The organism is Faecalibacterium sp. Marseille-Q0746 (assembly GCF_017377595.1).
Classification (GTDB): domain Bacteria; phylum Bacillota; class Clostridia; order Oscillospirales; family Ruminococcaceae; genus Faecalibacterium; species Faecalibacterium duncaniae.
The window spans coordinates 39,947-65,843 of the sequence record NZ_JAFREI010000019.1 but is presented as its reverse complement, the minus strand read 5'-3'; the positions used below and the strand labels follow the sequence as shown (position 1 = coordinate 65,843).

Here is a 25,897-nt window from a genome sequence, read left to right as displayed (position 1 = left end):
CTGCTTATTTATTATATGTTTTATTGTATCCAGAACGGTTCGCCTAAACCGAGGGCCGCGCTGCGCGCTTCTGGCGTTCTTTTTCCCTGTACATCCGGTCGTCGGCTTCGCGGAGGAAGGCGGGCAGGTCTTCGACCAACGACTGCCAAAACGAGCCGATGGCTGCATCCACCTGATGGCGGACCAGTGCCGCCCGCAGAGCTTCCACCTGCTGTTCAAATTTTTCCTGCGTGACCGGGCAGCAGATGACCACGAACTCGTCCCCGCCGATGCGGCAGGCTTCACCGGGGAACACATCGTTCAGCGCGTCAGCTACACGGCAGATCAGGGCGTCGCCCGCCGCATAGCCGAAGCAGTCGTTGCAGCGCTTCAAGCCGTTGAGATCCATATCACACCTCCATTTTTACACACTCGGCATAGGTCAGCGGGAACGAAGCTTTCAGGACAGCGCTTTTCCGCACCGTCCAGCCGTTTTGCCGCAGGAAACGCAGGTATTCCTCGCTCGTCCATCTGCTGTGGAGAGGGAAGCCTGCCAGCTTCATGAAAAATGCCTTGACCTTGCCGGAAAACGAGTTTCCCGCGTGGGTGAAGGTCGGCGCGATGAGCACGCCGTCCTCTTTCAGCACCCGCTTGATTTCTTGTAGGGCTTTTTCCGGCTGCGGCACGATGTGCAGCGCATTGGACACGATCACCACATCAAAGGACTTATCCGCATAGGGAAGGCGGAACATATCCTGCACGGAAAAGTGCAGCTTGGCAGAGTGGTTATCACGCTTGGCCTCTGCAATCATCTCCGCAGAGGCATCCGTCGCCTCGATGTGCGCTGCCGCGTTCACAATGTGCTTTGCAATCAGTCCCGTGCCGGTCGCCAGCTCCAGCACCGTTTTGGCTTTCACCACCGGTCGGATCAGCTTATACATCTCTTCGTATGCCGCCCGATCCTTTCGCATAAAGCGGTCGTAACGACCGGCATTTTTGTCCCAGAAGGTCTTTCGTTCTTTCATAGCCGTTGCCCTTATCTCTTCTTTATTTTTTGCCGCATTGTGCCTCTCGGAAAGGATTCAAAGTGCCACTAAATTTTCCCGTGCAGGCATCTGTCCCGCCGCTCTCTGGCGTATTCCAGCAGTGCATTGCACGCCGGACAAAGCGCCTCACCCCTTGTCCCATGCACGCCACAACAATACCGGCGCACCATGAGGGTAACGGTTTCAATCTCCTTTTCCTTGTTCAAGTTCTGAAGTCTTTTCTGTTTTATACGCAGTTAGCACAATCTAACCGTCTGGTGGAAGAAAAGGCAGACCACCTGTATGCAGTCTGCCTTTTGCCTGATGCGAAAGCCCGCAGACGCGCGGGGCTTACAGCACCAGCGAGGGCGCGGTGTAGACCCGTGCCTTCAGCTCGCTGTTTAGCATATACAGCCCCTTGCTGTCACCGCCGAACAGCTCCATCTTGGTAATGAGGTCGGCGGCGTTCTTCTCCTCCTCGCCCTGTTCCTTGATGAACCAGTCCAGCGTCTGCATGGTACGGAAGTCCCTGACCTCGTGTGCGGCGGCGTAGATGGCATCGATGCTGGCGGTGACCAGCTTCTCGTGCTCCAGTGCTTTTTTCAGCGGAGCCATGTGGTCGCCTCGCTCCCACTCCGGCTTTGCGATAGCCTCAAAGGTGACACCCTCGCCGTTATTCTGCAAATACTGATAAAACAGCATGGCGTGATCCCGTTCCTCCTGCGCCTGTACCCGGTACCAGTTCTCAAAGCCGTCCAGTCCGACGGCGGCGTAGTAGTTGGCAAAGTCCAGATACAGATAGGCGGAGTAGAACTCCTTATTGATCTGCTCGTTGAGCAGCTTAGATACGTTTGCGTTCATAATACTTCTCCTCCATAAGATTGTCTTTTTCCTGCTCCCGGCAGGGGGGCAGATATACCGTACCCAGAGCGATGCTGGGATGCTCCCTTTTCATCTCCAGGAACACCTGCTCCGCCTTGGGATGCTGCTGCAGCTCCGTTACGGCGGCCAATATCTCCTCTGCGTATTTTGGCATACCGCCAACCCTCTAAATGCAAGAATGAGTCTTATTATTTTGCTTTTATTATACCTATATTTTTTTCTCTGTCAACAACCACAAAGGGCTTGTGCGCCAAAAGCTGCCTCGAAGTACCTTAACAGTTTTAACTGTATCTGTTATATTTCAATATAAACTGTATCAGCAGTAAACACAGTTGCATTGGAGGTTGATTATGCGTCAGATATTGCTTTTCGCGGCACTTGCCGCCGTGCTTGCACTGCTTCTGGTGAGCTGCGGGGGAACCAAGGACAAGCCGGTGCCGACAGAGGAGGACGCTCCCGGCAAGGCGGCGTATCATAAGATCAGCGCCGAGGAAGCCTATGAGATGATGATCTCGCAGGAGATCGTGGTGGTGGATGTCCGCACCCGGGAGGAATACGATGGCGGGCATATTGAAAACGCCGTCCTTGTGCCCAACGAGAGCATCGGGAGCGAAATGCCCGAGACGCTGCCCGATAAGGAGGCGACGCTGCTGATCTACTGCCGCAGCGGCCGCCGCAGCAAGGATGCTGCACAAAAGCTGCTGGCGCTGGGGTATCAGAGCGTCTACGACTTCGACACGATCCTGATTGTCCAAATTCAATTCAAGGTCATGGTCGATGATGGGCAGCTTGAACCGGACGGACTTCAGCCACTGTCCATTAGGCTGGCGTTCCGGGTAGATCTGCACCTCGTCGATCAAAATTTCCACCAGTCTGCGGCGTTCCGCCTCGGTCATGGTGGCATAAAGCTTGTCAAAGCAAATCAGGATCTTATAGATGTTGTCGCCTGTGATTTTGTCGGCTTCAATGGCCTGCTTCTTTGCCCGGGCATCCATCAGTCCATTTTCCACCTCTTCGGTTTTATCGTACATCTTATAAAGGCGGTCGTCAAGGTCAGATTTTCGGGCGATAAAGTGCCGGTCGTCCGGGTCAAGGCTGTCGATCTCCTCCATAAGCCGGGATTTTGTGGAGTAGTGCTGCCGTAGCTGCTTCTCATAGGCGGCGATCTCCTGCTCAATGGCAGTGGTATCTACCTTCATGTGTAGACCTTAGTCTTTTCTGCTGCCATTTCCAGCACCTCCCATTCGTACCGTCTTGTTCGGAATAGACTTTGCAAGCAAAGTCGTGTGCCAAAGGGCGCTGCTCTCGCCTGTCGGCTCGGTCAAGCGCTTCAAAATGCAACGCATTTTGAGGTCGCCACTGGCGACCCGCGCCCCTTTGGATTCTCCGTTCACATTGTCCTACGGACGATGTGATTTTATTGTTGTAGCGATTCGCTTCATCCCGGTTTCGTCCCGGTTTGTAGAATGCCCTTGCAATCCGAAAGAAGCCGTGCTATAATGCCGCTGTAATTGAATCAGAAATCTTCAGGGCAGGGTGCAATTCCCTACCGGTGGTACAGCCCACGAGCCGTAAGGCATGATTCGGTGAAACTCCGAAGCCGACAGTACAGTCTGGATGAAAGAAGATATCAAGTGCAGAACCCGTACGGTCCTGCGCTTGTGGAGGCTGCTCTGGGATGCGTTTGCATTCTGGAGCTTTCTTTTTTGCACAAGGATCCCTTGTGTTTTTTCGGCTTGCCCTGAACGTTTTTGTTCAGGGCTTTTTCTTTTGGAGGCAACACGATGAACGACAAAGACTATATGCGTCTGGCTTTGCAGCTTGCAAAAAAGGGCTGCGGGTGGACATCGCCCAACCCGATGGTGGGTGCCGTGGTCGTAAAAGAGGGCAGGATCATCGGACAGGGCTGGCACCAGAAATACGGTCAGGCTCATGCGGAGCGCAATGCGCTGGCATCCTGCACCGAAGATCCGCAGGGAGCGACCATGTATGTGACATTGGAGCCGTGCTGCCATTACGGAAAGCAGCCGCCCTGCGTGGATGCGATTCTGGGTGCAGGCATCCACCGGGTGGTCGTGGGTTCTGCTGACCCGAATCCGCTGGTGGCTGGAAAAGGAATTGCAATCCTGCGCGCACACGGCATAGATGTGACCGAAAATGTTCTGCAAGAGGAATGCGATGCGCTGAACAAGGTGTTCTTCCACTATATCACCACAAAACGCCCTTTCGTTTCCATGAAATACGCCATGACGATGGATGGAAAAATCGCCACATACACAGGCGCTTCTAAATGGATCACCGGGGAAATTGCCCGGAATCATGTTCAACGGCAGCGACACCGATTCCGCGGCATTATGGTGGGAGTCGGAACCATCCTAGCAGATGACCCGCTGCTGACCTGCCGGATAGAGGGTGGTCGTGATCCCGTCCGGATCATCTGTGATACACATTTGCGGACACCGCTGCAATCACAGGTGGTCATGACCGCCAAACAGGTTCCGACCATTCTTGCGACCTGCTGCGGCGACCCGGAGAAGCAGGCGGCATATCAACAGGCCGGGTGCCGGGTCCTTTGTCTGGAAGCGCATTGCGGTCATGTGAATCTTCTGCAACTGATGGAACAGCTGGGGCAGGAGCAGATCGACAGCATTCTGCTGGAAGGCGGCGGAACCTTGAACTGGTCTGCACTGGAAAGCGGCATCGTGCAGCAGGTACAGGCTTACATTGCCCCGAAGCTGTTCGGAGGAAGGGATGCCAAAGTACCCATTGAGGGTGCAGGTGTCCCGCTTCCGGATGCTGCATTCCGCCTGAAGAACAGCCGATTGGAACAGCTTGGCAAAGATTTCCTGATCGAAAGTGAGGTGGAGTACCCGTGTTTACCGGAATCGTGGAAGAAGTCGGAACAATAAAATCCATCAATCGGGGACAGCATTCCGCCGTACTGACTGTTCGTGCAAAAACGGTTCTGGAAGAAACCAGAATCGGCGACAGCATCGCCGTCAACGGCATCTGTCTGACCGTCAGGCAGCTCTTCCCGGATAGCTTTGCTGCGGATGTCATGCACGAGACCTTGAACCGCTCTGCACTTGCACAGCTCACCGTTGGAAGTGCTGTCAATCTGGAACGTGCCATGCCGGCCAACGGACGTTTTGGCGGACACATCGTAGCAGGCCATGTGGATGGCGTCGGACGCATTGCTAATATCCGAAAAGACGATACGGCTATCTGGTACACCATTCATGCAGATTCTGCGATCCTTCGCTATGTCGTTGAAAAAGGCTCTATCACAATAGACGGTATCAGCCTGACCGTGGCTGCGGTGGAACCTACGGGCTTTTCCGTGTCCACGATACCGCACACCGTCCGTCAAACGAACCTGAACCAACGGCACAAAGGGGATTTTGTCAATTTGGAAACCGATGTTGTTGGAAAATATATCGAGAGGCTGCTTCCATCAGAAACACCGAAGCAAAACACGCTCACAAAAGAAATGCTGCTGCGCTGCGGCTTTTAAGGAGAGTTTACGATGAACTTCAATACCATCCCCGAAGCTTTGCAAGACCTGAAGCAAGGAAAAATCATTCTGGTAACGGATGACCCCGACCGTGAAAACGAGGGGGACTTCATCTGTGCTGCCGAATTTGCCACCACCGAAAACATCAACTTTATGGCGACCCACGGCAAAGGTCTGATCTGTATGCCGATGTCCGAGGCTTTCGTCCAGAAGCTGCAATTTCCGCAGATGGTGCAGTATAACACCGACAACCATGAAACGGCATTTACGGTGTCCATCGACCACGTTTCTACTTCTACGGGCATTTCTGCCGCAGAGCGTTCCATTACGGCGATGGCTTGTGTGGACGATCACGCAAAAGCAGAAGATTTCCGCAGACCGGGCCATATGTTCCCCCTTCTGGCAAAAAAGAACGGTGTGTTGGAGCGCAACGGTCACACGGAAGCAACCGTTGACCTGTGCCGTCTGGCAGGGCTGAAAGAATGCGGCCTGTGCTGCGAGATCATGCGGGAGGATGGCACGATGATGCGCACCGCTGAACTGGCAAAGCTGGCAGAGCGTTTCCAGATCAAATTCATCACCATCCGTGATTTACAGGAGTACCGCAAGTGTCACGATAAACTGGTCGATCAGGTGACGGCAGTGAACCTGCCCACCAAGTATGGCACCTTCAGAGCGTATGGTTTTGTGAGCCGCCTGAACGGAGAGCATCACATTGCACTGGTAAAAGGTGACATTGGCGATGGAAAGGATATTCTGTGCCGCGTCCACTCGGAATGCCTGACAGGAGATACATTTGGCTCTTTGCGTTGTGACTGCGGCCAGCAGCTGGCCGCTGCCATGACGCAGATCGAAAAAGAAGGCCGGGGTATCCTGCTCTATATGCGGCAGGAAGGCCGGGGCATCGGTCTGATCAACAAACTGCGTGCCTATGAACTTCAGGAGCAGGGCATGGATACGCTGGAAGCCAATCTCGCTCTGGGGTTCCATGGAGATGAACGGGAGTATTATCTCGGCGCGCAGATCCTCCGGGAACTTGGCGTAAAAAGCCTGCGCCTGCTTACCAATAACCCGGACAAAGTATATCAGCTCTCCGAGTTTGGGCTGGATATCTCCGAGCGCGTACCCATTCAGATGACGGCGACCCCGTATGACCTGTTTTACCTGAAAACGAAGCAGGCACGGATGGGGCATCTTCTGGAATATTAACAACGAAAGAGGTATTTAAAAATGAAAACATTTGAAGGCAAGCTGGTTTCTCAGAACATCAAGGTCGGTATCGTAGCTGCCCGCTTCAACGAATTTATCACGTCCAAACTTCTGAGCGGAGCAATGGATGGCCTGCTCCGGCACGATGTGCAGGACGCTGATGTTCATGTTGCATGGGTTCCGGGTGCTTTTGAGATCCCACTGGTTGCCTCTAAAATGGCAAAAAGCGGAAAGTATGATGCTGTGATCTGCCTTGGTGCCGTGATTCGCGGTTCTACCAGCCATTACGACTATGTGTGCAATGAGGTTTCCAAAGGCATTGCCACGGTCTCGCTGGAAAGCGGGGTTCCCGTCCTCTTTGGTGTACTGACCACCGAAAACATCGAACAGGCCATCGAGCGGGCAGGCACCAAAGCAGGTAATAAAGGCTATGACTGTGCAGTCAGTGCCATCGAGATGGTAAACCTGCTCCGGGAAATGGATACCGCCGCAGAGTAAAATACACGCAGGAGTTTGCCATGATCGTTATAAAGACCCGACAGCCTGACCCGGAACTGGAGCAGAAGATCCGGATGCTTCTGGAACGAGAGCACATCGAGGCAGAGCAAATATCCATTGATTCATGGGAGAAGTTGGTTCTTCCGGGGCTTACACTGGATGGAATGACCCACGAAGTGTCGTGCAACGGCAGAAAAGTCTCCCTTACACGACTGGAGTTCGATTTGCTGCTGATGCTTGCCTCCCACGAAGGACAAATCTTCTCAAAAGAAGAGCTTTTCCGTGCTGTGTGGGGACAAAACTGTGACGACACCTTAAAGGTCGTGGCAAATACCGTTTCCAATCTGCGAAAGAAGCTGGCCGGCTGCGGTAGCTTTATCCGCACTACCCACGGCGGCTATGCTTTTGTAAGCCAAAAGGAGAACGACCCGGCATGACCAGGATCTTATTTATTTGTCTCGGAAATATCTGCCGAAGCCCGATGGCGGAGTATGTGATGAAAGACCTTACGTCCAAGGCAGGACTATCCGAGCAATTTGAAATCGCATCAGCCGCCACCAGTGCATGGGAAATCGGAAATCCGGTCTATCCTCCTGCACGGCAGAAGCTGGCAGAACATGGCATCGACTGCAACGGCAAGACCGCCCGGCAGATGACCCGGCTGGATTATGCACGGTATGATCATCTGATTGGCATGGACGAAAGTAATCTGTGCGACATCCTGCGGCTTGTCGGCGGAGACCCACAGCATAAAGTCTCGCTGCTGATGGCGCATACGGATCATCCCCGTGAAGTGGCAGACCCATGGTTCACAGGAGATTTTGAAGCCACATGGCAGGATATACTGGAAGGCTGCACGGCATTGCTTGAGGAACTGCGATCATAACAGATTATCATAAAAACGGACGGATGTCTGCCAGTTGACAGACATCCGTCTATTTTTCATTTCAAATCATCTTAAAATACTTCAGTGCCTCCCGGATGGCTTTTTCCTTCTCCGGCGGGCACTTGAACTGCTTGGGGTTCTCAGCCTTAGGCTTGTTGTAGTTCTGCCGCTCCTTGATGCCGCACTTGCGCTTGACCTGTGCAATATAGAGGTTGCTCACGTTCAGACCGGTGTGCTCCTTGACGTACTCCCGGATCTCTTCATAGGTAGCCTTGTTCTCCGCAGCAGTCACGTCCAACTCATCCATCTTCAGGTCTACCGTGATCTTCTGGTAGACATCTAGTTTGGACAAAGCGCATACCGTCTCGGCGGTGTCATCGACTGGCCCTACGAGCTTGTGAAGGAGGGATGATTGTGGACAGTTCTTTTAATCTGGCCGTCCATGCGCTGGTCTGCCTGAGCCACAGTGAACGCTCCCTCAGCAGCGAAGCGCTGGCGGAGAACATCTGCACCAATCCCACCCGCGTCCGCCGGGTGCAGGCGGTGCTGAAAAAGGCGGGAATAGTGGAGACCCGGGAGGGCTTGGACGGCGGCTATCCGGGAAACGCTGGCGCAGTGAGGGCGTGGCTATGGAGCAGATCTATGATACGCTTCCATGTAGCACACTTCGTGTCTCCTTAGAAATCGAGGGTAACGGTCAAAGCCATCCGTTTGCACCATGGTCAAAATGCAAAAAGCGCAACCGCAGATATTCTCTGCGGCTGCGCTTCGATCCATCTTCAAAGCTTCGGCATCACTCAACGCCATATTGTTGTCTAAATAAATCAGCGACGATGTTTTGCTTTTGAGGCATCGGGCGGCCGGACGAAGCCAGACTCGCCGCCTACTCCGCGCAGAGCTCAGCCACCAGAGCGTCCATCTGCGCTTCGCTGGTTTGGTTCAATGCACCACGCAGAGACACTACCGTTTCGTAAAGGTGGATATCCTTCATCTCCTCCAGTTTGGTGCGCATCAGCCGCGCGGCAGCAGGTGCCCAAGAGCCGTTTTCAATAAGACCAACCCGGCGGTTCCGGAATCCCTTTGTCTGTAAATGTTCCAAAAACTCCTTCATGGGCGGAAACAGTCCTCCGTCATAGGTGGAGCAGGCCAACACCAGTTTCCCACAGTAGAATGCGCTGGTCACGGCATAGGAAAGGTCTGTTGCCGTCAGATCGCACATGGTGACTTGCGCACCTTTTCCCTCCAGCTTGCTCTTGAGGGCCTCCGATGCGTATGCGGTATTTCCATGGATGGACGCGTGGACGATCAGGATGCCCTCCGGTTCTTCCGGTTTCCATTGTGACCAGAGATCATAGAGCCGCAGATACTCTCCCAAGTCTTCTGTGAGCATGGGGCCATGGAGCGGGCAGATCGTTTTGATCTCCAGCGCGGAGATTTTTTTCAGCAGCGCCTGCACCTGTGCGCCATACTTTCCGACGATGTTGTAATAATACCGCCGGGCCTGCGGCGCCCAGGGGGCACGGGCAGTCCGTTCCAGTGAACCGAAGCGGCCGAAGGCATCCGCCGAGAACAGGATCTTTTCCTCCTCTTCATACGCTGCCATCACCTCCGGCCAGTGTACCATCGGCGCCAGCAGAAAGCGCAGCCGGTGCAAGCCCAAGGAAAGCGTATCTCTTTCGCCAACCTCCAGCATACGGTCTTCCGACAATGCACCTGTGCCGAAGAACTGCTTGATTAGGGTAAATGTTTTCGCGTTTCCCACGATCTTCATCTCCGGGTACTTTTGTGCCAGTCGCATGAGGCTGCCGGAATGATCCGGCTCCATGTGTGTGACCACAAGATAGTCGGGGTTGCGCCCCTCCAACACCTGCGCTACATTGGAAAGCCATTCCTCCGCCGCCCGTGCATCCACGCTGTCCATCACGGCGATTTTCTCGTCCAGAATGACATAGGAGTTGTAGCTCACTCCCATAGGCTGGACGGGGTACTGGTTTTCAAAGAGTGCTAATGTGTTATCATCCACCCCTACATAGCGGATGGCATCTGTTACCGTTTGAATGGTCATAATACAAAACAACTCCTTATCATCTGTTCAAGACCTGCATCTCTGGGTTCTTCTCCCCGAATTTCTCGCGCAGCGCACTGCAGATATCCTCCCGGGACTTGCCCTGTTTCTCACCGTTTTTAATGAGCTTGTACGCCTGGAACAGCGCCGAGGGGCCGATCTCGCTGCTGAAAAAGCCGATGCCCTGATTCCATGCCAGCAGCTCGAACACGTCGTCCAACGCGGCACTCTCCACACCGTGGATATATGCCTTTACCAGCTCCCGCGCCGCCTGCCTCATCCGGCCCGCACCGACAGCGTTGGTCAGGGACAGCAGCAGCCGCGTTTCGTAGGGCAGTACGCGCTTCTCGCTCTGCCATGTGGTCTCCCAAAAATCCACGGCGATCTGCCCCAGCTTTTCATCGATCATGGGATAGTTCAAAAGAGCCAGCGGCTTGAAGGGAGCGGAGCTGTCGCCTTCCTTCTTCTCCACGCGGCAGAACCAAACATGGAACTCCGCCTCACTCCGCCGCTCGGTGTGGTGCTCGTAGCCCAAGCCCTCCATGACAGCGTACAGTGGATGCGGCTCAAAGATCTGGATGATGTGTAATCCTTCGCCCACCTCCAACGCCTCGGCTCTTTTCTTCAGCCCTTCAAAGAAGCTGCCCTGTATATGGCGCACATCCACGGTCTGAAACCCCTGTGCCTTATTCTTCCAGTTTTCGTAGCTCATGCGGTTATTCTCCTTTCTTCACTCGATAAAACCAGATGTGATATTCGCTGCCGCTCACCTTCTCCGTGTGATGCCCAAAGCCCATAAGGGCCAGCACCGGGTACAGGGGGACAGGCTCGAAGGTCTGGATGATATGCAGTCCTTCGCCGTTTTTCAGCGCGGCAGCCTTTGCCTTCAATGCGGGGAAGAAGTCCATCTTTTTGCCCCGCACGTCCATCACTTCAAATGTGCCGATTTTGTCCTTCCAGTTTTCATAGCTCATAGTCTTTGCCTCTCTTGCAGAAAGCTCACGCCTCTTCGAAGGAATCCTTACCCACGCCGTCCAGCTTAGGACAGCCCACCAGGGTGATGTGTCCCTTGATGAACCACTCGTGGAAAGCGGCGTAGGCGTAGGCGGTGCAGTCGGCGGCAATCAGGAGCCGTGCGCCGTCAAAATACGGGGCGTTTATCCTGATCGATTTCAATGATCCGTCGTTTCATGTTCGATCCTCCTGTTGCTTTTGTGCGTTCATTGTACTATACTAAGAGCAACAAGTCAGTTGAATTTTCAATAAAAGAGAACTTTTTATGAAAGAATTTTTTCCGGTACTTCATACGGCGGCGCTTTTCTCCGGCATTTCCGACGATGAGCTTGCCGTCATGCTCTCCTACCTTGGGGCGAGGATCGACACCTTCCCCAAAGGCTCACGCCTGCTCCGCGCCGGGGAGCAGGTGGAGGAGGTGGGTCTCGTGCTGGCGGGCAGCACCCTCATCGTGCAGGAGGATATCTGGGGAAACCGCAACATCCTCTCCAAGACCGGGCCGGGGCAGACCTTTGCGGAGGTATTCGCCTGCGCGCCGGGAGCGGTACTGAACGTGAGCGTAGAGGCGGAGAGCGCGGTGACGGTGATGTTTCTGCATATAAGGCGCGTTTTGAGCGTGTGCCCCTCCGCCTGCTCCCACCACAGCCGGATCATCCGCAACCTGCTGGACGAACTGGCAGAGAAGAACCTGCGGCTCAACGAAAAGCTCACCCACATGGCCCAGCGCACGACGCGTGCAAAGCTGATGTCCTATTTTTCCGCCGAGGCCCAGCGGCGCAGCGTCTATGAGTTCGACATTCCGTTTTCAAGGCAGCAGCTTGCGGATTACCTCGGTGTGGAGCGCAGCGGGCTGTCTGTAGAGCTTGGAAAAATGCGGGATGAGGGCCTGCTCGACTTTCACAAAAGCCATTTCCTTCTCAAAACGCCGGAGACTGACCGTCCCTTTCCTTCTGCGCGTTAAGGAGCCCTCTTTGGGCGTATTGGCAAGTGCGGATAACCCCGTCAGCCACGGAGCGTCGGGGTTGTGCAGATGGAAGAAGCAGCTATACTACGCAAAAAAACACAGCCGCAGAGTACATCTGTGGCTGTGTTTTGTGTTCAGTTGCTTACTGTTGCGTGGACTGGATATGGAGAGACAACATATCTCCCGATCTTACATGGGTTTCTTATCTGCCATCACTCTGGCAGTTTGCCTTGCAGATATGTCGGCATCCCCACTGCGGTCGTATCCGGCCTGACCTTAAACATGGCTTTTTCAATCTACCTCCCTTATCGGTTTTCCGCGATATATTTCTCCGCCATGTGAACTGCCACCGCGCCGTCCGCCACGGCGGTGACCACCTGACGGAGGGGCTTCGTCCGCACGTCGCCCACGGCGTAAACGCCGGGAATACTGGTTTCCGTGGTCTCTCCGGCCACGATATAGCCGCCGCCGTCCAGCTCCAGTTGACCCACCGCCAGCGCCGTGGCGGGCTGTCGGCCCACGCTGACAAATACGCCGTCGCAGTCCACCACGCTTTCCTCACCGGTGACGGTGTCCCGCAGGCGGATGCCGGTCAGCCTGTCCCCGGAAAGCAGCGCGGAAACGACGCTGTTCCAACGGAATTCCACGTTTTCGGCCTGTGCCAGCGGCTCGTGATAGATCTTGGTGGCCCGCAGGGTGTCTCTGCGGTGGACGAGGATCACTTTTTTCGCCACGCGGCTGAGAAGGAGGGCATCTGCCGCGGCGGAATTGCCGCCGCCCACCACGACCACCGTTTTGCCCTTGTAAAACATCCCGTCGCAGGCGGCGCAGTAGGCCACGCCTCGGCCCACCAGTTCCAACTCTCTGGCCACGCCCAGCGTTCTGGGGTTCGCACCGGTGGCCAGCACCACGGTTTTCCCCAGGAAAATCCCCTCGCTGGTCTCCACGAGCTTGGGAACCGCCGTCAGATCCATGCGGAGGACTTCTGCGTATTCGCTGCGTGCCCCGAAGCGCTCCGCCTGCTTTTGCATCTTCTCCGCCAGAGAGAAGCCGTCGATCCCGTCCTCAAAGCCGGGATAGTTGTCGATCTGCTCGGTCAGGGCCATCTGCCCACCGGCGGACAGTTTTTCCAGCACGATGGTGTCCAGCCCCGCCCGTGCCGCGTACAGGGCGGCGGTGTAGCCGCCCGGGCCGCCGCCCACCACGAGCATATCATAAACATGATTGTTGTTCATATCTGAACCCTCCGTTATTTCGCCAAGGCTTCCTGAATGAAACGGTCGATTTCTGCCTTTGAGCCGGGCGCGGTGATGGAATCCACGGCCTTTCCGTTCCGGTACAGCACCAGAGTTGGGATGTCCTCGATCCCCTCGGCCCCCGCCAGCCGCGGCTCCTCGTCAATGTTGATTTTGCCGACGGCAAGGCTGTCCGCGTATTCCTCTCCAATCTTCTCATACGCAGGGCCGATCTTCCGGCAATAGCTGCACCATGGCGCCCAGAAATCCACCAAAACAGGCTTTTCCTCCCGGATCAACTGCTTAAACTGCTCCTGATTCATATTCATAGCTGCCATATCTGTCAGCTCCTTTCCTTTGTTTGGGTATTCTCAAGACTCCGGTCTCGCCCCACACCACATTGTGACCTCATCCTGAGATGACGGTAGCCATATAAAAAATACCTCCTATTTTCCTTACTCAGACTCTGACGGATAGGTTCTTCTTTTCTAATGAAACATACGCTCAACCGCGGATCGACGGTCGCGCATTTTACCGTTGCCTTGCTTCCCCCAGAGTCGTTACATGTGGTACACCGCAGCGGAGCGAAGTCCTTCCGGCAGGCCGTCGGGCGCAGCAGGTGAAAGTTCCCAGCGTACCTGCCCCGCCCACTGGGAGGCGACGGCGGAGAAGTGGAGCATGACAATACCGAGATCCAATGCGGCATCCAAATTATCGGTGTAGGCATCCTCCTGCTGCACCAAATAGATGCTGTGGTCCTGCACAAGGAAGCCATAGGGCTGACGGTTGAGATAGCTGGGGGAGAGCGAAGCGGCGTAGATGGACTGCCAGAGCATATCGTCGTAGAAGTCCATCATCTCGTCAAGCCCAGACTTGTTGCTCCAGCTCCCCATGTGAACCAAATCGTGCACACCCTTTTTGGGCGCGTAGTACTGCTGCTCGGCCCGCACATCGATCTGAGACATACTTAGGATATTCAGCCGCAGCTTTTTTGCGGTCTTTTCCCCGTAGCCAAAGGCAACGATTGCCGCCACCTCTAACGGGGTGGCGAGAGACAGTGCCTGTTTGATTTTGTCGCTGTCGGTGAAGGTCATCCAGCAGGTGTCAATGTCCAACTCAGTCAGCTTAAGGACGAGATCTTCCATCATGTAGCCGGCGTTGATGGCCGCATAGGAATGCGGGGCAGACATAAGGAGCAGGTAGTGCGGTGCTCCGATGAGAAATTGATTATAGCCCGCTGAGCTCTCCAGCGCCGGCTGTGCATCCTTGTCCAAGACGATCAACTCCGTTGCAATCTCTGGGATAAGACAGGGGCAGGTCTTTTCATAGTAGGATCGGAGCTGGCCGATAGCCTCGCTCGGAACTTCCTTTTCGCGGAATGCGTGAACGGATCTGCGATTTTGAATCATAGCGCTGTAATTCATAGTAGTATCTCCTATTCTGATGTCTTTGGTTTTCTTATAAATCGTCTATCAGTGCGGTGCTCTTGGCGTAGGCGGTACTGCGTGCCTCAAAGAAATCGGTCTTGACCATGTTGGCGTCGGCGTACTGGCTGACCCATTCCATGCTCTCCGGTTCGCTCTCAAAGCCTGGATACAATGCGGGATAGCCAAGGCTCGTCCAGCGGAGGTTGCCGAGATAGCGGATGTAGTCGCTGATCATCTGCCGGTTCAGCCCCGGGATGTCGTCGCCGATTACATAATGCCCCCATGCGATCTCCTGCTCCACGCCCTCACGCATCATCTCGCGCAGCGCTTGTACGCTCTCGGCGGTGAACAACTCCGGCTGCTCCTTTTGCAGCTCCGTGATGATATTGCGGAACAGCCACAAGTGCGTGTTCTCATCGCGGTTTATGTAGCGAATCTCCTGCGCCGAGCCGGGCATCTTCCCGTTTCGGGAGAGATTGTAGAAGAACATAAAGCCGCTGTAAAAATAGATGCCCTCCAAAATATAGTTTGCCATCATCACGCGCAGCAGCGTGGGAGCGTCCTTCCGCTCCTGAAACTCGTTGTAGCAGTCCCCAATGAAGGTGTTGCGGCGCAGCAGATGCTCGTCCGTTTTCCATTGGTAGAGGATGTCATTGCGCTCCACGGGGGAACAGATGGTGTCGAGCATATAGCTGTAGCTCTGTGAGTGGACACACTCCTGAAACGCCTGAATGGACAGGCAGAGATTGACCTCGTTGGCGGTAATGTAGGCGCCGATATTAGGCAGGTTCGCTGTCTGAATGGAATCCAAAAAGACAAGAAAACTCAGAATTTTATCGTAGGCGCTGCGCTCGGCTGACAGCAGGCGTGGATAGTCCTTCACATCCTGCGAGAGATTGATCTCCTCAGGGATCCAAAAGTTGTTCATGGCCTGCCGGTACCAGTCGCTGACCCAAGCGTACTTCATATTGTTGAAGTCGTTGAGGTTTGTGGTATTGCCGCCGATCATGCGCCGCAGGCGCACATCAGGGTCGCCCTCCGGGTTAAAGAGGGGCTTTTTCTTCAGTTCCGTCATGCTATCCTCCTTATGACGAGCAGCTTTCGCAGGCCTCGACCTCAAGGGCCTTGCTGCGGACATAGTAAATGGTCTTGACGCCGGCCCTCCACGCCTCCAAATACAGTCTGAGCACCTGACGCATGGAATAGTCGTTGGTGATATAGAGATTCATGCTCTGCGCCTGGTCAATATGTCTCTGGCGAAGGCCCGCGGCGCGTACCGACCAGCTTTGGTCGATCAGATGCGCCGCCTTATAGTACCACCATGTATCCATAGAAAGCTCCGGAGCAACGCGGGGCAGCATGCTGCCCTTTTTTTCCTCTAAAAAGAATTTCTTCATAATTGGATCTATGCCCGCCGACGTGCCGGAGAGGATAGATGTGCTGGAGGTCGGTGCGACCGCCAGCAGATAGGCGTTGCGCATTCCCTGCACCGCCACCGTTTTCGCAAGCGCCCGCCACTTTTCGGAGGTATAACCCCGCTTTTCAAAATACGCGCCCGTCTGCCAGTCGCTGCCCTCAAAGAGCGCGTAACGACCCTTTTCCCGTGCCAGTGCTGTGTCCGCCTTGACGGCGGCGTAGTTGATGAGCTCGAACACTGCGTCGGTGAAGGCAAGGTGCTTATCGCTCTCCCAGTGGATGCCGCGCTTTGCCAGCATGTGGTGGTAGCCGCTGACGCCCAGGCCGATGCTGCGGTACTTCTGATTGGTAAGCCGCGCGTATTCCAACGGGTAGAAGTTGAGGTCGATCACATTATCCAGTGCGCGGATGGCCGTTTCCACCGTGCGTTCCATATAGGCCTCGTCCTCCACCGGCAGATTACCGAGAGACAGACTCGCCAGGTTGCAGACCACAAACTCACCTGGGCGTGTGGCCGTCACCACAATTGTGTCGCCGTTCTCCGTGTGCACCTCAGTGCTGATGTGCTCGATGGGTGCCATGTTCTGCGCGATCTCCGTACAGAGATTGGAGCAATAGATCATTCCCGTGTGGCCGTTTGGGTTCATATGATTTACACTGTCGCGATTGAAAGCGAAGGGTGTGCCGGTCTCCACTGCCGAGCGAAGCACCAGCCGCACGATGTCCTTGACGGTGACGCTGCGCTTTTCGATGCGCGGGTCATTGACGCAGTCCAGATACCGCTTCTCCCATTCTGTACCCCAGTAATCCTCCAGTGCGTAGCCCTTGACCGTGAGGATCTCATGCGGACACATGAGATGCCACGGTGCGTCTATGTTCTCCTCCGCCAGTCGCCAGAAGAGATCCGGATAGCACACGGCGGGAAACACATCATGTGCCTTCATGCGGTCGTCGCCGTTGTTGGTGCGCAGTTGAAGGAATTCCGGCAGATCCCGGTGCCATGCGTCTAAGTAAACCGCCACAGCGCCCTGCCGCATCCCCAACTGATCCACCGCCACGGCGGTGTCGTTGACCAGCCGGATCCAGCGGATAACACCGCCCGCCGCCCCTTGAAAGCCGCGGATGGTGCTGCCTGCAGCGCGCACCTTACCGAAGTACATCCCCATTCCACCGCCGAATTTAGAGACCTTTGCGAAGTTGTCCAGCGAGCGGTAGATGCCGTCCAGACTGTCCGGCACAGTGTCCACAAAGCAGCTTGAAAGCTGATGGTAGGGCTTTCGTGCGTTGGACATGGTAGGTGTCGCCATCGTGACCTCCATACGGCTGAGCATATCGTAAAAGCGTTTTACCCACCCCATGCGGTCAGAGCCTTCGTTCATAGCAAGATGCAGCGCGATACCCAAAAACATCTCCTGCGGTGTTTCCAGCGGCACGCGGCTGCGTGACTGGATCACATAGCGTTTGAGCAGCAGGTCAAGGCCGGAGTAGGTGAACAGCTCGTCCCGTTCCGGGCAGAGAAAGTCCTCCGCCATGGCAATCTCCTCGTGGGTATAGTGGGCAAGGATATAGTCACCGTAGAGTCCCTTATCCGTCAGATAGCGAAGCCTGCTATAGAGGTCGCCGACGCCGCGCCCCTCCCATTCCTGTGCGTTGCGACAGCGAAAGGAGTGGTTCAGAAGCCGCGCCGCGATGAACTCCCACTTGGGTGCCTCTGCCGTAGTCAGCTCTACCGCCGCCTTGGTCAGTGCCTCAGCCCGCTCATCCTCAGTCATGCCCAGGCGACAGAAACTCTCAAACTTCATTTGAAGCGCCGCGAGGGAGTAGACTTCCTCGGTAAAATCCATCTGGATGCGGCGCAGCACCTCGTCAAGCGAGTCATCCCCCACCGTCCGCGCGATGGTATGCCGGACACGGCGCAGCGCAGACCGCTTTTCGCGGTAGAGGATGTACGCCTTGGCCACCTCATAGTGTCCGCGCTCCATGAGCGCTCGCTCCACCTCGTCCTGCACACGTTCTACGGTGAGCGGCACTGTGACGGAGAGATTGTTGAGAACGGTGGCGAGGATCTCATCCATCTCTCTGCTCCCGATCTCCTTGCCCTGTCCGTCAAACGCCTTTTTCATGGCGTTGAAAATTTTCTCCTGTTGAAAGGGAACAGACTCCCCGTTTCGTTTTCTGATCTCCATTTCGATCCTCTCATCTTCTCCGGTCACTTCTCATGTCCTTTTGGGCAAAGAGCGGGCAAGCGCAGTATCACGCTTGCCCGCTCTGTTTTTGAAAGCCGGTTTTTCTGCAGCCGACGCGGCAGGGCTGTTTGTTGTCTTGGCTTTGGCTTCTCTGCCAGTCACTTCATAGATTCCAGAATAGCGTCCGCCAGTGCTTCCAGCTCAGTGCGCTTGTCCGTGCCCATGGACGAGGCGAGGCTGAGCCGCTCGTTGAGCACCGTCATGTTCTTAAGCTCATCGTTGACGAATTTCTGCATGAGGTCACCGGACTTCACCGCCCATGAGCCGTTTTCAATGATGGCAAAGGTGCGGTTTTGCAGATTCAGTGCCTTCATATCCATGAGGAAGTCATGCATGGCGGGGTAGATGCCGAGGTTGTAGGTCACAGAGGCCAGGACAATGTGACTGTACTTAAACGCCTCGGAGATCAGCTGGGAGACATGAGTGGAGGACACATCGTACATCGCCACCTTGCTCATGCCCTTATCGCAGAGCGACGTCGCCAGCGCCTGCGCCGCGTTCTCCGTGTTGCCGTACATAGAGGCGTAGACGATGAGCACGCCCTGGGTCTCAGGGGCATAGCGGCTCCATGTGTCGTACTTTTCAATGAACCAGCCCAGATCCTTGCGCCACACGGGGCCGTGGAGCGGGCAGATGTACTTGATCTGATCCAAAACGCCGCCGGCCTTTTTCAGCAGGAGCTGGATGTGGGGGCCGTACTTGCCCACGATGTTGGTAAGGTAGCGACGGGCGTCGTCCAGCCAGTCCCGCTCGAAGTCCACCTCGTCGGCGAACAGCTTGCCGTCCAGCGCGCCGAAGGTGCCGAAGGCGTCGGCGGAAAAGAGGACGCCGTCGGTGACGTCGAGGGTCACCATGGCCTCCGGCCAGTGAACCATAGGCGCGCCCACAAAGGTGACGGTGTGCTTGCCGAAGGAGAAGGTGTCGCCCTCCTTCACCTCGATGCACTCATGTCCGTCCACATGGAAGCCGAACTGCCGCATGAGCATGAATGCCTTCTCGTTGGAGATCAGTTTCACCTTGGGATGGCGCAGCAGGATCTCCTCGATGCAGGCGGCGTGATCCGGCTCCAGATGGTTGACCAGCAGGTAGTCCAGCTCGCGGCCATCCAGCACATACGCCAGATTTTCCAAAAGCTGGCGGCAGGCAGACCAGTCCACCGTGTCAAAGAGCACCGTCTTTTCATCCAGCAGGCAGTAGGCGTTGTAGCTTACGCCCCGGGGAATGGGAAAGCAGTTTTCAAACAGGGCCAGGCGATGGTCGTTGGCGCCCACCCAGTAGAGGTCGTTCGTTACTTTACGCACGCAATACATCTTATCTTGCCTCCTTCACGGCCTCAAGCCTTTACAAATTGATCCTTCGTCTCCGCGCACTCGGGACACACCCACTCGGCGGGAAGCTGCTCAAAGAGCGTACCGGGCGCGATCTCGCCGTCCTCGTCGCCCAACTCCGGCACATACTCGTAGCCGCAGCCGCTGCAGACGTAGCGGTCGCCGATGGGGGCGGGCTTCGGCGGCGTGGGCCGCTTCATCTTTACCATGGGCGGCGCGGGCAGCTTTTCGCCGCTATCCAGCGCGGCAGTGAGCAGGGGCAGGATCTCCTCCACATCGCCCACGATGCCGTAGTCGCAGTTCTTGAAGATAGGCGCGTTACCGTTCTTATTGATGGCCACGATGGTGGAGGCGTCCTTGATGCCCTTAAGGTGCTGGGATGCGCCGGAGATGCCGCAGGCGATGTACAGATTGCCGGTGAACTTCTGACCGGACATACCCACATAGCGGTTCAGCGGCAGATATTTGAGAGTCTCCGCCACAGGGCGGGAAGAACCGATGGCCGCGCCGGCGGCCTTGGCCAGCGACTCTACCAGTTTCATGTTCTTTTTCTCCCCGATGCCCTTGCCCGCGGAGACCACCCGCTCCGCCTGCGGGATGGGCGTATCCATAGGGATGCCCACGGAGAAGTCGTGACCATCCTTCTTCAGCGCCGCCACAAGGTCGGCCACCTGCTGGGCAGCATCCCCCTCCCGGAAGATGGTCTTTTTGCGAATGCCGGTGATGGGCGCGGATTTCTTGGCCGCCGAACGGCTCTCGCCGCCGGAGCTCTTGCCCAGCCTGCCCAACAGATGAGAGGCGATGACCACCCGCTGGATCTCGTTAGTGCCCTCGTAGAGGGTGGTGATCTTGGCGTCGCGGTAGGCCCGTTCCACCTCCATGCCCTTGAGGTAGCCGCTGCCGCCGTGGATCTGCAAGGCATCGTTGGTGACCTCCAGCGCGATGTCCGAGGCGTACATCTTCGCCATGGCGGACTCCATGCCGTAAGGCGCGTGCTGCTCCTTCAGCTCCGCCGCGGAGTAAATGAGGAACCGGGCGCAGCGCAGCTTGGTGGCCATATCCGCCAGCTTGAAGGCGATGCTCTGCTGGGCCGCGATGGGCTTGCCGAACTGGACGCGCTCCTTGGAATAGCTCAACGCGTGCTCAAACGCGCCCTGGGCGATGCCCAGCGCCTGCGCGGCGATGCCGATGCGTCCGCCGTCCAGCGTGGACATGGCAATCTTGAAGCCCTCGCCCTCCTTGCCCAATAGGTTTTCCTTGGGAACCTTCACGTTGTTGAAGATCAGCTCCGCCGTGGAAGAGGAGCGAATACCCATCTTGTCATAGTGGTCGCCGAACTCAAAGCCCTTCCAGCCCTTCTCCACGATGAAAGCGGAGATGCCCCGGGTGCCGATGTCCGGCGTGGTGACGGCGAAAACCACATAGGTGTCCGCCTTAGGGGCGTTGGTAATGAAGATCTTGCCGCCGTTGAGGAGGTAGTAGTCCCCCTTATCCAGCGCCGTGGTCTCCGTGCCGCCGGCGTCGGATCCAGCGTTGGTCTCCGTAAGGCCGAAGGCACCGATCTTCTCGCCCTTGGCCAGCGGAACCAGATATTTCTTCTTCTGCTCCTCGGTGCCATAGGCGAAAATGGGCCATGAGCCGAGGGAGACGTGGGCGGAGAGGATTACGCCCGTGCCGCCGTCCACACGGGCCAGCTCCTCCACCGCGATGGCGTAGCTCAGAGCATCAAGACCGGCACCGCCGTACTCCTTGGGGTAGGGAATGCCCATCCAGCCCAGCTTACCCAGCTTCTTGACAGCCTCATCGGGAAACTCGTTGTTCTGATCCATTAAAAATGCGAGGGGCTTGATCTCCTCCTCCGCAAAACTCCGGATCTTCGCGCGCAGCTCTTCGTGCGCCGACGTGGTTTGAAACAGCATAGGGGTACCTCCTTTTAAAATTTTACAGCTTGCTTGTATCTTGGGGATCGGATCCGCCGGTCAGCAGCCTGCGCAGGCTCACGGCACGGAACGCCTCGTCCTGCTTTTGCTGCAAGGCCGCCAGCTGACAGTGGATGGCGCACCGCCCATGCTTGTCCTGCCAGTGGCATTCATATCCCGGCTCCATGCAGGCGCACAGGATGCCCCGCTCCCCCACGACCCCCATGAGATCGTAGAGGGAGGTCGCGTCCAGATCGCAGGACAGCGCGCAGCCGCCGAGAGCGCCGCGGCTCACCCGCACCAAATTGCCGGCGGAGAGCTTGCGCAGAATCTGGTAGGCAAATTGATTGGGGATCAATTCCGTTTCCGACATCTCGGCCACCGAATGCTTCTTCCCGTCCAGCAGCACCCGCAAAATGCGCAGCGCGTAGTCCGTCTCTTTGGTGATGATCATGCTCCACATCCTCTTTTCGCTTGCTTGTTAATACCATAATATCAATCTTGATAAAATTTGTCAAGATAGTTTCAAAAAAATATCGCTTTATTACAGACCGCCCCAGACCGGGTCAGCTTCGCTTTCAATTCAGCGAAAAGCCATGTTCCTTACAATTATAGAAGCCGAAAAAGCTGTGCCGTGGCAGTCCGCCAAAAGCAGAAAAGACTATGCCTGAAAACCAGAAAGCGGAGGAATTGGTTGGGGCTCGCAGGGATCGTCCATCCAAGGCGGATGAGGCGATCCCTGGCAAGTCCAAGGCAAGCACCAAAGTGCGTGCTTTTCATTTTATATCCGACGCACTATGTTAAGATGTGCAGTAGATGTTCCATTTTACCATCCCACTCTCTGCTGGAATCGGCGCACTCTTTCAGTTCAGTTTCGATTTCAGCATTTATCGGCAGATTTTTCTTATAGCGGATGGTATGCTCAAGGCTTGCCCAGAAGTCCATGGCGATTGTACGGAGTTGTATCTCCACTGGCACATGGATCTCTTTTTCCGCAAAGAATACCGGCAGCCGGATCGTCAGGTGCAGACTGCGATAGCCATTTGGCTTAGGGTGTGAAATATAATCTTTCTCCGTGATGATTTCAATGTCAGACTGATCTTTTAAGCACTTTGCCAAAAAGAACACATCCTCCTCGAAAGAGCAGATCACCCGCACACCGGCAATATCCATGATATTTGCCTGCATGGTCGGAAAATCCAGAGAAAGTCCCCGCTTCTGCATCTTATTCATAATGCTGGACGGTGACTTCAAGCGACTTTTCATACTTTCTATCGGATTGCGATCATGCTGCAATGAAAACTCTTCGTTTAGAATTTCCAACCTGCTTTCCAGTGCTTTCAGCGCACATCGGTATTGCAGCATGACTTCCTGATACCTGCGATTTTCGCTTAAAAGGCGCTGGCACTGCAGATCATCTAAGCCTTTATCTGCCGCAACCGTCAAGCCAAATAAATTTTCACTCATAGTTTCTCCATTCCGCAGGGATAGGCGCTCCGCGCTGTCTGCTGCTCTTGTGTTACGACCTGATAAAAACTGTATCCGCCAGAGAGATGGGAACAGCTGAAACCATACTGCGTTAAAAGCCGACAGGCCAGATAACTGCGAAGCCCAGTCTGGCAATTCACATAGACAGGCTTGTCCCGCTCTAACTCGTCCAAGTGCTCCCGCAGATCGTCCAGTGGAATATTGCGGAATCCATTCAAGTGCCCACGCCGATATTCGCCTTCCGTACGGACGTCCAGCAGCGTCGCACTGCCATCGCAGGGCAAGTCCTCAACATCATTCCAGTGGAACTGCTGCACTTTCCCGCTCTCCAAATCCTCAATCATAAAACCGGCCATATTGACCGGATCCTTGGCAGAGGAATAGGGCGGCGCATAGGAAAGGTCAAGTTCCGTCAGTTCCAAAGCTTTCATTTTTGAGCGAATGGCCGTTGCCAGTACATCAATACGCTTGTCCACGCCCTCGCCGCCAACGATCTGCGCACCCAGCAGCCGCAGGCTTTCCTTTTCATACAGTACCTTCATTGCCATAGACTGTGCGCCGGGGTAATAGGCAGCGTGGGATGCCGGGAATAGCACGACTTTGTCGTAAGCGATCTCTGCTGCCTGCGCCGCTTTTTCATTGATCCCCGTGGAGGCCGCTGTCAAGCCGAACAGTTTCAGAACAGACGAGCCCTGAGAGCCGTGAAAGTGGCTATTGCCGCCACAGATATTGTCAGCGGCAATGCGTCCCTGCTTGTTGGCGGGTCCCGCCAGCGAAATCAACGCTTTCTGCCCGGTTACAAAATGGGTGACCTCTACGGCATCGCCCACAGCATAGATGTCCGGCACGGAGGTTTCCATCCGCTCGTTGACAGCGATGCTGCCCCGGATGCCCAGCTCAAGTCCGGCCTCTTTTGCCAGATGGGTGTCCGGCGTGACGCCGATGGCCAGCAGCACCATGTCGGAGCGCAGCGGCTCACTTTCCTCCAGCAGCGTCAGCACGGAATCTCCGTCCTGCCGGAATCCGGTGACGGTTTCACCCAACCGCAGAGTCACGCCGTGCCTGCGCATTTCCGCATGGACAAAGCTCGCCATGTCCGCATCCAGCGGCGCTAATAGCTGCTTTGGACGTTGGACGATGGTGACGGAAACGCCCATCTCCACAAGGTTTTCCGCCATTTCCAGACCGATAAAGCCGCCGCCAGCCAAAACAGCGGTTTTCGGCTTCTGATCCTCTACAAAGCGCCTGATGCGGAGGGTATCCTCCACGGTGCGCAGTGTGAAAACACGCTCGCTGTCCACGCCGGAAAGCGCAGGAACCGTCGGCTTTGCGCCGGGGGCAAGAAGCAGTTTGTCATAGGTTTCCGTGTAGACCTTTCCACTATCCAATGCGTGAACGGTGACGGTTTTCTCTGTGGGATTGATCGCAGTTACTTCCTGCTGTACCCGTACATCAATGCGAAAGCGGTCCCAGAAGCTCTCCGGAGTTTGCAGTGTCAGTTCTTCTTGCTCCTTGATCACACCGCCCACATAATACGGCAGACCGCAGTTGGCATAGGACACATAGCCGCTGCGCTCGATCATGATGATCTGGGCGTGTTCATCCAAACGGCGGATGCGGGCAGCGGCAGAAGCACCGCCCGCCACACCGCCTACGATCACAACTTTCATCTTGCGCCCTCCACCATTGCGGCAATCTCCGACTTAGGCCGATGGCCGCCGACCGATTTGGCAACGGCCTTTCCATCCTTGAATACGACCAGCATCGGGATGCTGGATCCTTGAAAACGCATTGCCAGCTCCATCTGCTCGTCCACGTTGACCTTGCCCACCTTGAGCGTACCGCTTTTTTCTTCGGCAAGCTCATGCAGTACGGGAGAGAGCATTTTGCACGGTCCGCACCAGTCCGCATAGAAATCCAGCAGGACGGGCTTGTCGGAATGCAGTATCTCATTTTCAAAATTCGCAGCAGTAATTTTCAGTTCAGCCATGAGAAAGGCTCCGTTCTGTTATCTTTGTTTATTCTTTGTTTTTCAGCTTGCAAATGCTCTGCGTCATGGTTCCCATCGGGCAAAACGCACACCATGTGCGGGGCATGTAGAGCACCATAACGATCAGACCCAGCAGCAGAGAGGTCAGCATGAGGCTATAAAAGCCAAAGCTGAACTGCGCCACCCAGTCAGTGACCGTACCGGCTGTATAAGTCCAGCTCCACGGCACACGGAATGTCCAGAACAGCTTAATGGCCTCCCGCAGGGACGTAGCACCAGCAGCGACCAGATAGGTCTGGAACACCATGTTGCCGAACATCGTCAGGAAAAAGAGCAAAAAGGCATAACGGAACCACTTGGAGGACATCCAGCGGGGCGTGGGCTTGCAGCGGGAGCATTTAAGGTCTGTCCCCAGCTTGCTGAACAGTTGACCCCGTCCGCAGAGGTGGTTGCAAAAGAATTTGTTCCCGCCAAAGATAGCTAAAAGCAGCGGCAGAAGAAAATCGATCATACCCAGCCACGCGAACAGGATATTGAAAAAGCCCAGTGCAAAATAGATGATGGCATATACCCACAGATAATCGTACCAATGCTTTGCTTTCATGCGTCAGCCCTCACTTTCACCTCAATGCAGCCGACGGGACAGAGCTTTGCGCACTTGCCGCAGCCTACGCAGCGTTCCGCCTCCACGGCGGCGTAGCAGCCACGGCGCACCTTGACGGCCCCCAGTGGACAGGTATTTTCACACACACCACAGGCGACACACCGCGTCTTATCTATGGCAGCCAGTTTCTTTGACAGCATAGCTTTCC

Annotated in this window: 32 protein-coding genes, 1 pseudogene and 1 riboswitch; of the genes and pseudogenes, 10 read left to right on the top strand and 23 right to left on the bottom strand. The window is 55.6% G+C overall.

From position 1 onward, the window contains the following. A partial coding sequence (locus J3351_RS14370) for a potassium-transporting ATPase subunit F (protein ID WP_207697752.1) occupies positions 1-47 on the top strand: 47 nt, incomplete at its 5' end. On the opposite strand, the gene J3351_RS11160 is transcribed toward J3351_RS14370, so the two are convergent. From J3351_RS11160 to J3351_RS11140, 5 genes are all read right to left on the bottom strand, one after another. Then, complete coding sequence (locus tag J3351_RS11160) at positions 44-388, bottom strand: GGDEF domain-containing protein (RefSeq protein WP_097771444.1); 345 nt, start codon at positions 386-388, stop codon at positions 44-46. The genes J3351_RS14370 and J3351_RS11160 overlap by 4 nt on opposite strands. A gap of 1 nt (position 389) precedes the next feature. Beyond that, a complete protein-coding gene (locus tag J3351_RS11155) occupies positions 390-1,004 on the bottom strand; it encodes a class I SAM-dependent methyltransferase (protein ID WP_156060487.1) in 615 nt (204 codons plus the stop codon). 68 nt (positions 1,005-1,072) lie between these two features. Beyond that, positions 1,073-1,231 carry a nitrous oxide-stimulated promoter family protein gene (locus tag J3351_RS14365; protein WP_112146289.1) on the bottom strand — a complete coding sequence of 53 codons (159 nt, stop codon included), beginning with the start codon at positions 1,229-1,231 and terminating at the stop codon, positions 1,073-1,075. A gap of 124 nt (positions 1,232-1,355) precedes the next feature. Beyond that, positions 1,356-1,865 (bottom strand): ferritin, encoded by a 510-nt coding sequence (locus J3351_RS11145; RefSeq protein WP_242699393.1) that lies wholly within the window; start codon positions 1,863-1,865, stop codon positions 1,356-1,358. Beyond that, positions 1,846-2,040, bottom strand: a complete 195-nt coding sequence (locus J3351_RS11140; protein ID WP_197037414.1) for a transcriptional repressor — start codon at positions 2,038-2,040, stop codon at positions 1,846-1,848. The genes J3351_RS11145 and J3351_RS11140 overlap by 20 nt, the downstream gene beginning before the upstream one ends. A gap of 196 nt (positions 2,041-2,236) precedes the next feature. On the opposite strand from J3351_RS11140, the gene J3351_RS14360 reads away from it, so the two are divergent. The 7 genes from J3351_RS14360 to J3351_RS11105 all read left to right on the top strand — a co-directional run bounded on the left by J3351_RS14360 (position 2,237) and on the right by J3351_RS11105 (position 7,993). After that, positions 2,237-3,031: a rhodanese-like domain-containing protein gene (locus J3351_RS14360; protein WP_337926898.1), complete on the top strand. Its 795-nt coding sequence runs from the start codon at positions 2,237-2,239 to the stop codon at positions 3,029-3,031. Between the two features lie 373 nt (positions 3,032-3,404). Further along, a riboswitch (FMN riboswitch) is annotated at positions 3,405-3,519 on the top strand. Between the two features lie 151 nt (positions 3,520-3,670). Then, positions 3,671-4,795, top strand: a complete 1,125-nt coding sequence (gene ribD, locus J3351_RS11130; RefSeq protein WP_207697751.1) for a bifunctional diaminohydroxyphosphoribosylaminopyrimidine deaminase/5-amino-6-(5-phosphoribosylamino)uracil reductase RibD — start codon at positions 3,671-3,673, stop codon at positions 4,793-4,795. Further along, on the top strand, positions 4,759-5,400 hold the full coding sequence (locus J3351_RS11125; RefSeq protein WP_173016743.1) for a riboflavin synthase: 642 nt from the start codon (positions 4,759-4,761) through the stop codon (positions 5,398-5,400). The genes ribD and J3351_RS11125 overlap by 37 nt, the downstream gene beginning before the upstream one ends. Positions 5,401-5,412: 12 nt before the next feature. Next, the gene (locus J3351_RS11120) at positions 5,413-6,609 is read left to right on the top strand and encodes a bifunctional 3,4-dihydroxy-2-butanone-4-phosphate synthase/GTP cyclohydrolase II (RefSeq protein ID WP_207697750.1); all 1,197 of its coding nucleotides are present in this window, start codon (positions 5,413-5,415) and stop codon (positions 6,607-6,609) included. 21 nt (positions 6,610-6,630) lie between these two features. Beyond that, positions 6,631-7,107, top strand: a complete 477-nt coding sequence (gene ribE, locus J3351_RS11115) for a 6,7-dimethyl-8-ribityllumazine synthase (RefSeq protein ID WP_005920573.1) — start codon at positions 6,631-6,633, stop codon at positions 7,105-7,107. Between the two features lie 20 nt (positions 7,108-7,127). Next, on the top strand, positions 7,128-7,544 hold the full coding sequence (locus J3351_RS11110; RefSeq protein WP_005944121.1) for a response regulator transcription factor: 417 nt from the start codon (positions 7,128-7,130) through the stop codon (positions 7,542-7,544). After that, on the top strand, positions 7,541-7,993 hold the full coding sequence (locus tag J3351_RS11105) for a low molecular weight protein-tyrosine-phosphatase (protein ID WP_005944118.1): 453 nt from the start codon (positions 7,541-7,543) through the stop codon (positions 7,991-7,993). The genes J3351_RS11110 and J3351_RS11105 overlap by 4 nt, the downstream gene beginning before the upstream one ends. A gap of 61 nt (positions 7,994-8,054) precedes the next feature. Here the strand turns inward: J3351_RS11105 and J3351_RS11100 are convergent, their stop codons facing one another. Beyond that, entirely contained in the window at positions 8,055-8,345 is a 291-nt protein-coding gene (locus J3351_RS11100) for a 23S rRNA methyltransferase (RefSeq protein ID WP_156060029.1), read from the bottom strand. A 62-nt stretch (positions 8,346-8,407) separates the two neighbouring features. On the opposite strand from J3351_RS11100, the gene J3351_RS11095 reads away from it, so the two are divergent. After that, a complete protein-coding gene (locus tag J3351_RS11095) occupies positions 8,408-8,674 on the top strand; it encodes an Rrf2 family transcriptional regulator (protein WP_097777359.1) in 267 nt (88 codons plus the stop codon). 202 nt (positions 8,675-8,876) lie between these two features. Here J3351_RS11095 and J3351_RS11090 read toward each other — a convergent pair whose 3' ends face one another. The 4 genes and pseudogenes from J3351_RS11090 to J3351_RS11075 form a co-directional block, all read right to left on the bottom strand. Continuing rightward, positions 8,877-10,058 carry an FprA family A-type flavoprotein gene (locus J3351_RS11090; RefSeq protein WP_097771452.1) on the bottom strand — a complete coding sequence of 394 codons (1,182 nt, stop codon included), beginning with the start codon at positions 10,056-10,058 and terminating at the stop codon, positions 8,877-8,879. Between the two features lie 19 nt (positions 10,059-10,077). Further along, positions 10,078-10,770 (bottom strand): DUF2249 domain-containing protein, encoded by a 693-nt coding sequence (locus tag J3351_RS11085; protein WP_156060030.1) that lies wholly within the window; start codon positions 10,768-10,770, stop codon positions 10,078-10,080. Between the two features lie 4 nt (positions 10,771-10,774). Next, positions 10,775-11,032, bottom strand: a complete 258-nt coding sequence (locus J3351_RS11080) for a DUF2249 domain-containing protein (protein WP_156060031.1) — start codon at positions 11,030-11,032, stop codon at positions 10,775-10,777. Positions 11,033-11,084: 52 nt separating this feature from the next. Beyond that, positions 11,085-11,222, bottom strand: a pseudogene (locus J3351_RS11075) (ferredoxin); the annotation flags it as partial. 115 nt (positions 11,223-11,337) lie between these two features. Here J3351_RS11075 and J3351_RS11070 point away from each other — a divergent pair. Then, the gene (locus J3351_RS11070; RefSeq protein WP_097771455.1) at positions 11,338-12,033 is read left to right on the top strand and encodes a Crp/Fnr family transcriptional regulator; all 696 of its coding nucleotides are present in this window, start codon (positions 11,338-11,340) and stop codon (positions 12,031-12,033) included. Positions 12,034-12,341: 308 nt separating this feature from the next. Here the strand turns inward: J3351_RS11070 and trxB are convergent, their stop codons facing one another. The 13 genes from trxB to J3351_RS11005 all read right to left on the bottom strand — a co-directional run bounded on the left by trxB (position 12,342) and on the right by J3351_RS11005 (position 25,889). Then, the gene (gene trxB, locus J3351_RS11065) at positions 12,342-13,271 is read right to left on the bottom strand and encodes a thioredoxin-disulfide reductase (RefSeq protein ID WP_156060479.1); all 930 of its coding nucleotides are present in this window, start codon (positions 13,269-13,271) and stop codon (positions 12,342-12,344) included. 14 nt (positions 13,272-13,285) lie between these two features. After that, entirely contained in the window at positions 13,286-13,609 is a 324-nt protein-coding gene (locus J3351_RS11060) for a co-chaperone YbbN (RefSeq protein ID WP_097771457.1), read from the bottom strand. Between the two features lie 222 nt (positions 13,610-13,831). Further along, a complete protein-coding gene (locus J3351_RS11055) occupies positions 13,832-14,695 on the bottom strand; it encodes a nitroreductase family protein (RefSeq protein ID WP_207697749.1) in 864 nt (287 codons plus the stop codon). A 34-nt stretch (positions 14,696-14,729) separates the two neighbouring features. After that, on the bottom strand, positions 14,730-15,773 hold the full coding sequence (locus tag J3351_RS11050) for a ribonucleotide-diphosphate reductase subunit beta (protein ID WP_005946381.1): 1,044 nt from the start codon (positions 15,771-15,773) through the stop codon (positions 14,730-14,732). A gap of 10 nt (positions 15,774-15,783) precedes the next feature. Further along, the gene (locus tag J3351_RS11045; RefSeq protein ID WP_207697748.1) at positions 15,784-18,300 is read right to left on the bottom strand and encodes a ribonucleoside-diphosphate reductase subunit alpha; all 2,517 of its coding nucleotides are present in this window, start codon (positions 18,298-18,300) and stop codon (positions 15,784-15,786) included. Positions 18,301-18,458: 158 nt separating this feature from the next. Beyond that, positions 18,459-19,670, bottom strand: coding sequence for an FprA family A-type flavoprotein (locus J3351_RS11040; RefSeq protein ID WP_117506266.1), 1,212 nt, complete (start codon positions 19,668-19,670; stop codon positions 18,459-18,461). A 23-nt stretch (positions 19,671-19,693) separates the two neighbouring features. Further along, positions 19,694-21,607, bottom strand: a complete 1,914-nt coding sequence (locus tag J3351_RS11035; protein ID WP_207697747.1) for an acyl-CoA dehydrogenase family protein — start codon at positions 21,605-21,607, stop codon at positions 19,694-19,696. A gap of 22 nt (positions 21,608-21,629) precedes the next feature. Further along, positions 21,630-22,061: an Rrf2 family transcriptional regulator gene (locus tag J3351_RS11030; RefSeq protein ID WP_097782394.1), complete on the bottom strand. Its 432-nt coding sequence runs from the start codon at positions 22,059-22,061 to the stop codon at positions 21,630-21,632. 341 nt (positions 22,062-22,402) lie between these two features. Further along, positions 22,403-23,074: a GTP pyrophosphokinase family protein gene (locus J3351_RS11025; protein WP_156066591.1), complete on the bottom strand. Its 672-nt coding sequence runs from the start codon at positions 23,072-23,074 to the stop codon at positions 22,403-22,405. Beyond that, positions 23,071-24,765 carry an FAD-dependent oxidoreductase gene (locus tag J3351_RS11020; RefSeq protein ID WP_207697746.1) on the bottom strand — a complete coding sequence of 565 codons (1,695 nt, stop codon included), beginning with the start codon at positions 24,763-24,765 and terminating at the stop codon, positions 23,071-23,073. The genes J3351_RS11025 and J3351_RS11020 overlap by 4 nt, the downstream gene beginning before the upstream one ends. Next, on the bottom strand, positions 24,762-25,085 hold the full coding sequence (gene trxA / locus J3351_RS11015) for a thioredoxin (RefSeq protein ID WP_207697745.1): 324 nt from the start codon (positions 25,083-25,085) through the stop codon (positions 24,762-24,764). The genes J3351_RS11020 and trxA overlap by 4 nt, the downstream gene beginning before the upstream one ends. A 28-nt stretch (positions 25,086-25,113) precedes the next feature. Next, the gene (locus tag J3351_RS11010) at positions 25,114-25,689 is read right to left on the bottom strand and encodes a 4Fe-4S binding protein (RefSeq protein WP_207697744.1); all 576 of its coding nucleotides are present in this window, start codon (positions 25,687-25,689) and stop codon (positions 25,114-25,116) included. After that, the gene (locus tag J3351_RS11005) at positions 25,686-25,889 is read right to left on the bottom strand and encodes a 4Fe-4S binding protein (protein WP_005946404.1); all 204 of its coding nucleotides are present in this window, start codon (positions 25,887-25,889) and stop codon (positions 25,686-25,688) included. Before J3351_RS11005 ends, J3351_RS11010 begins: the two co-directional genes overlap by 4 nt. Positions 25,890-25,897: the final 8 nt, after the last annotated feature.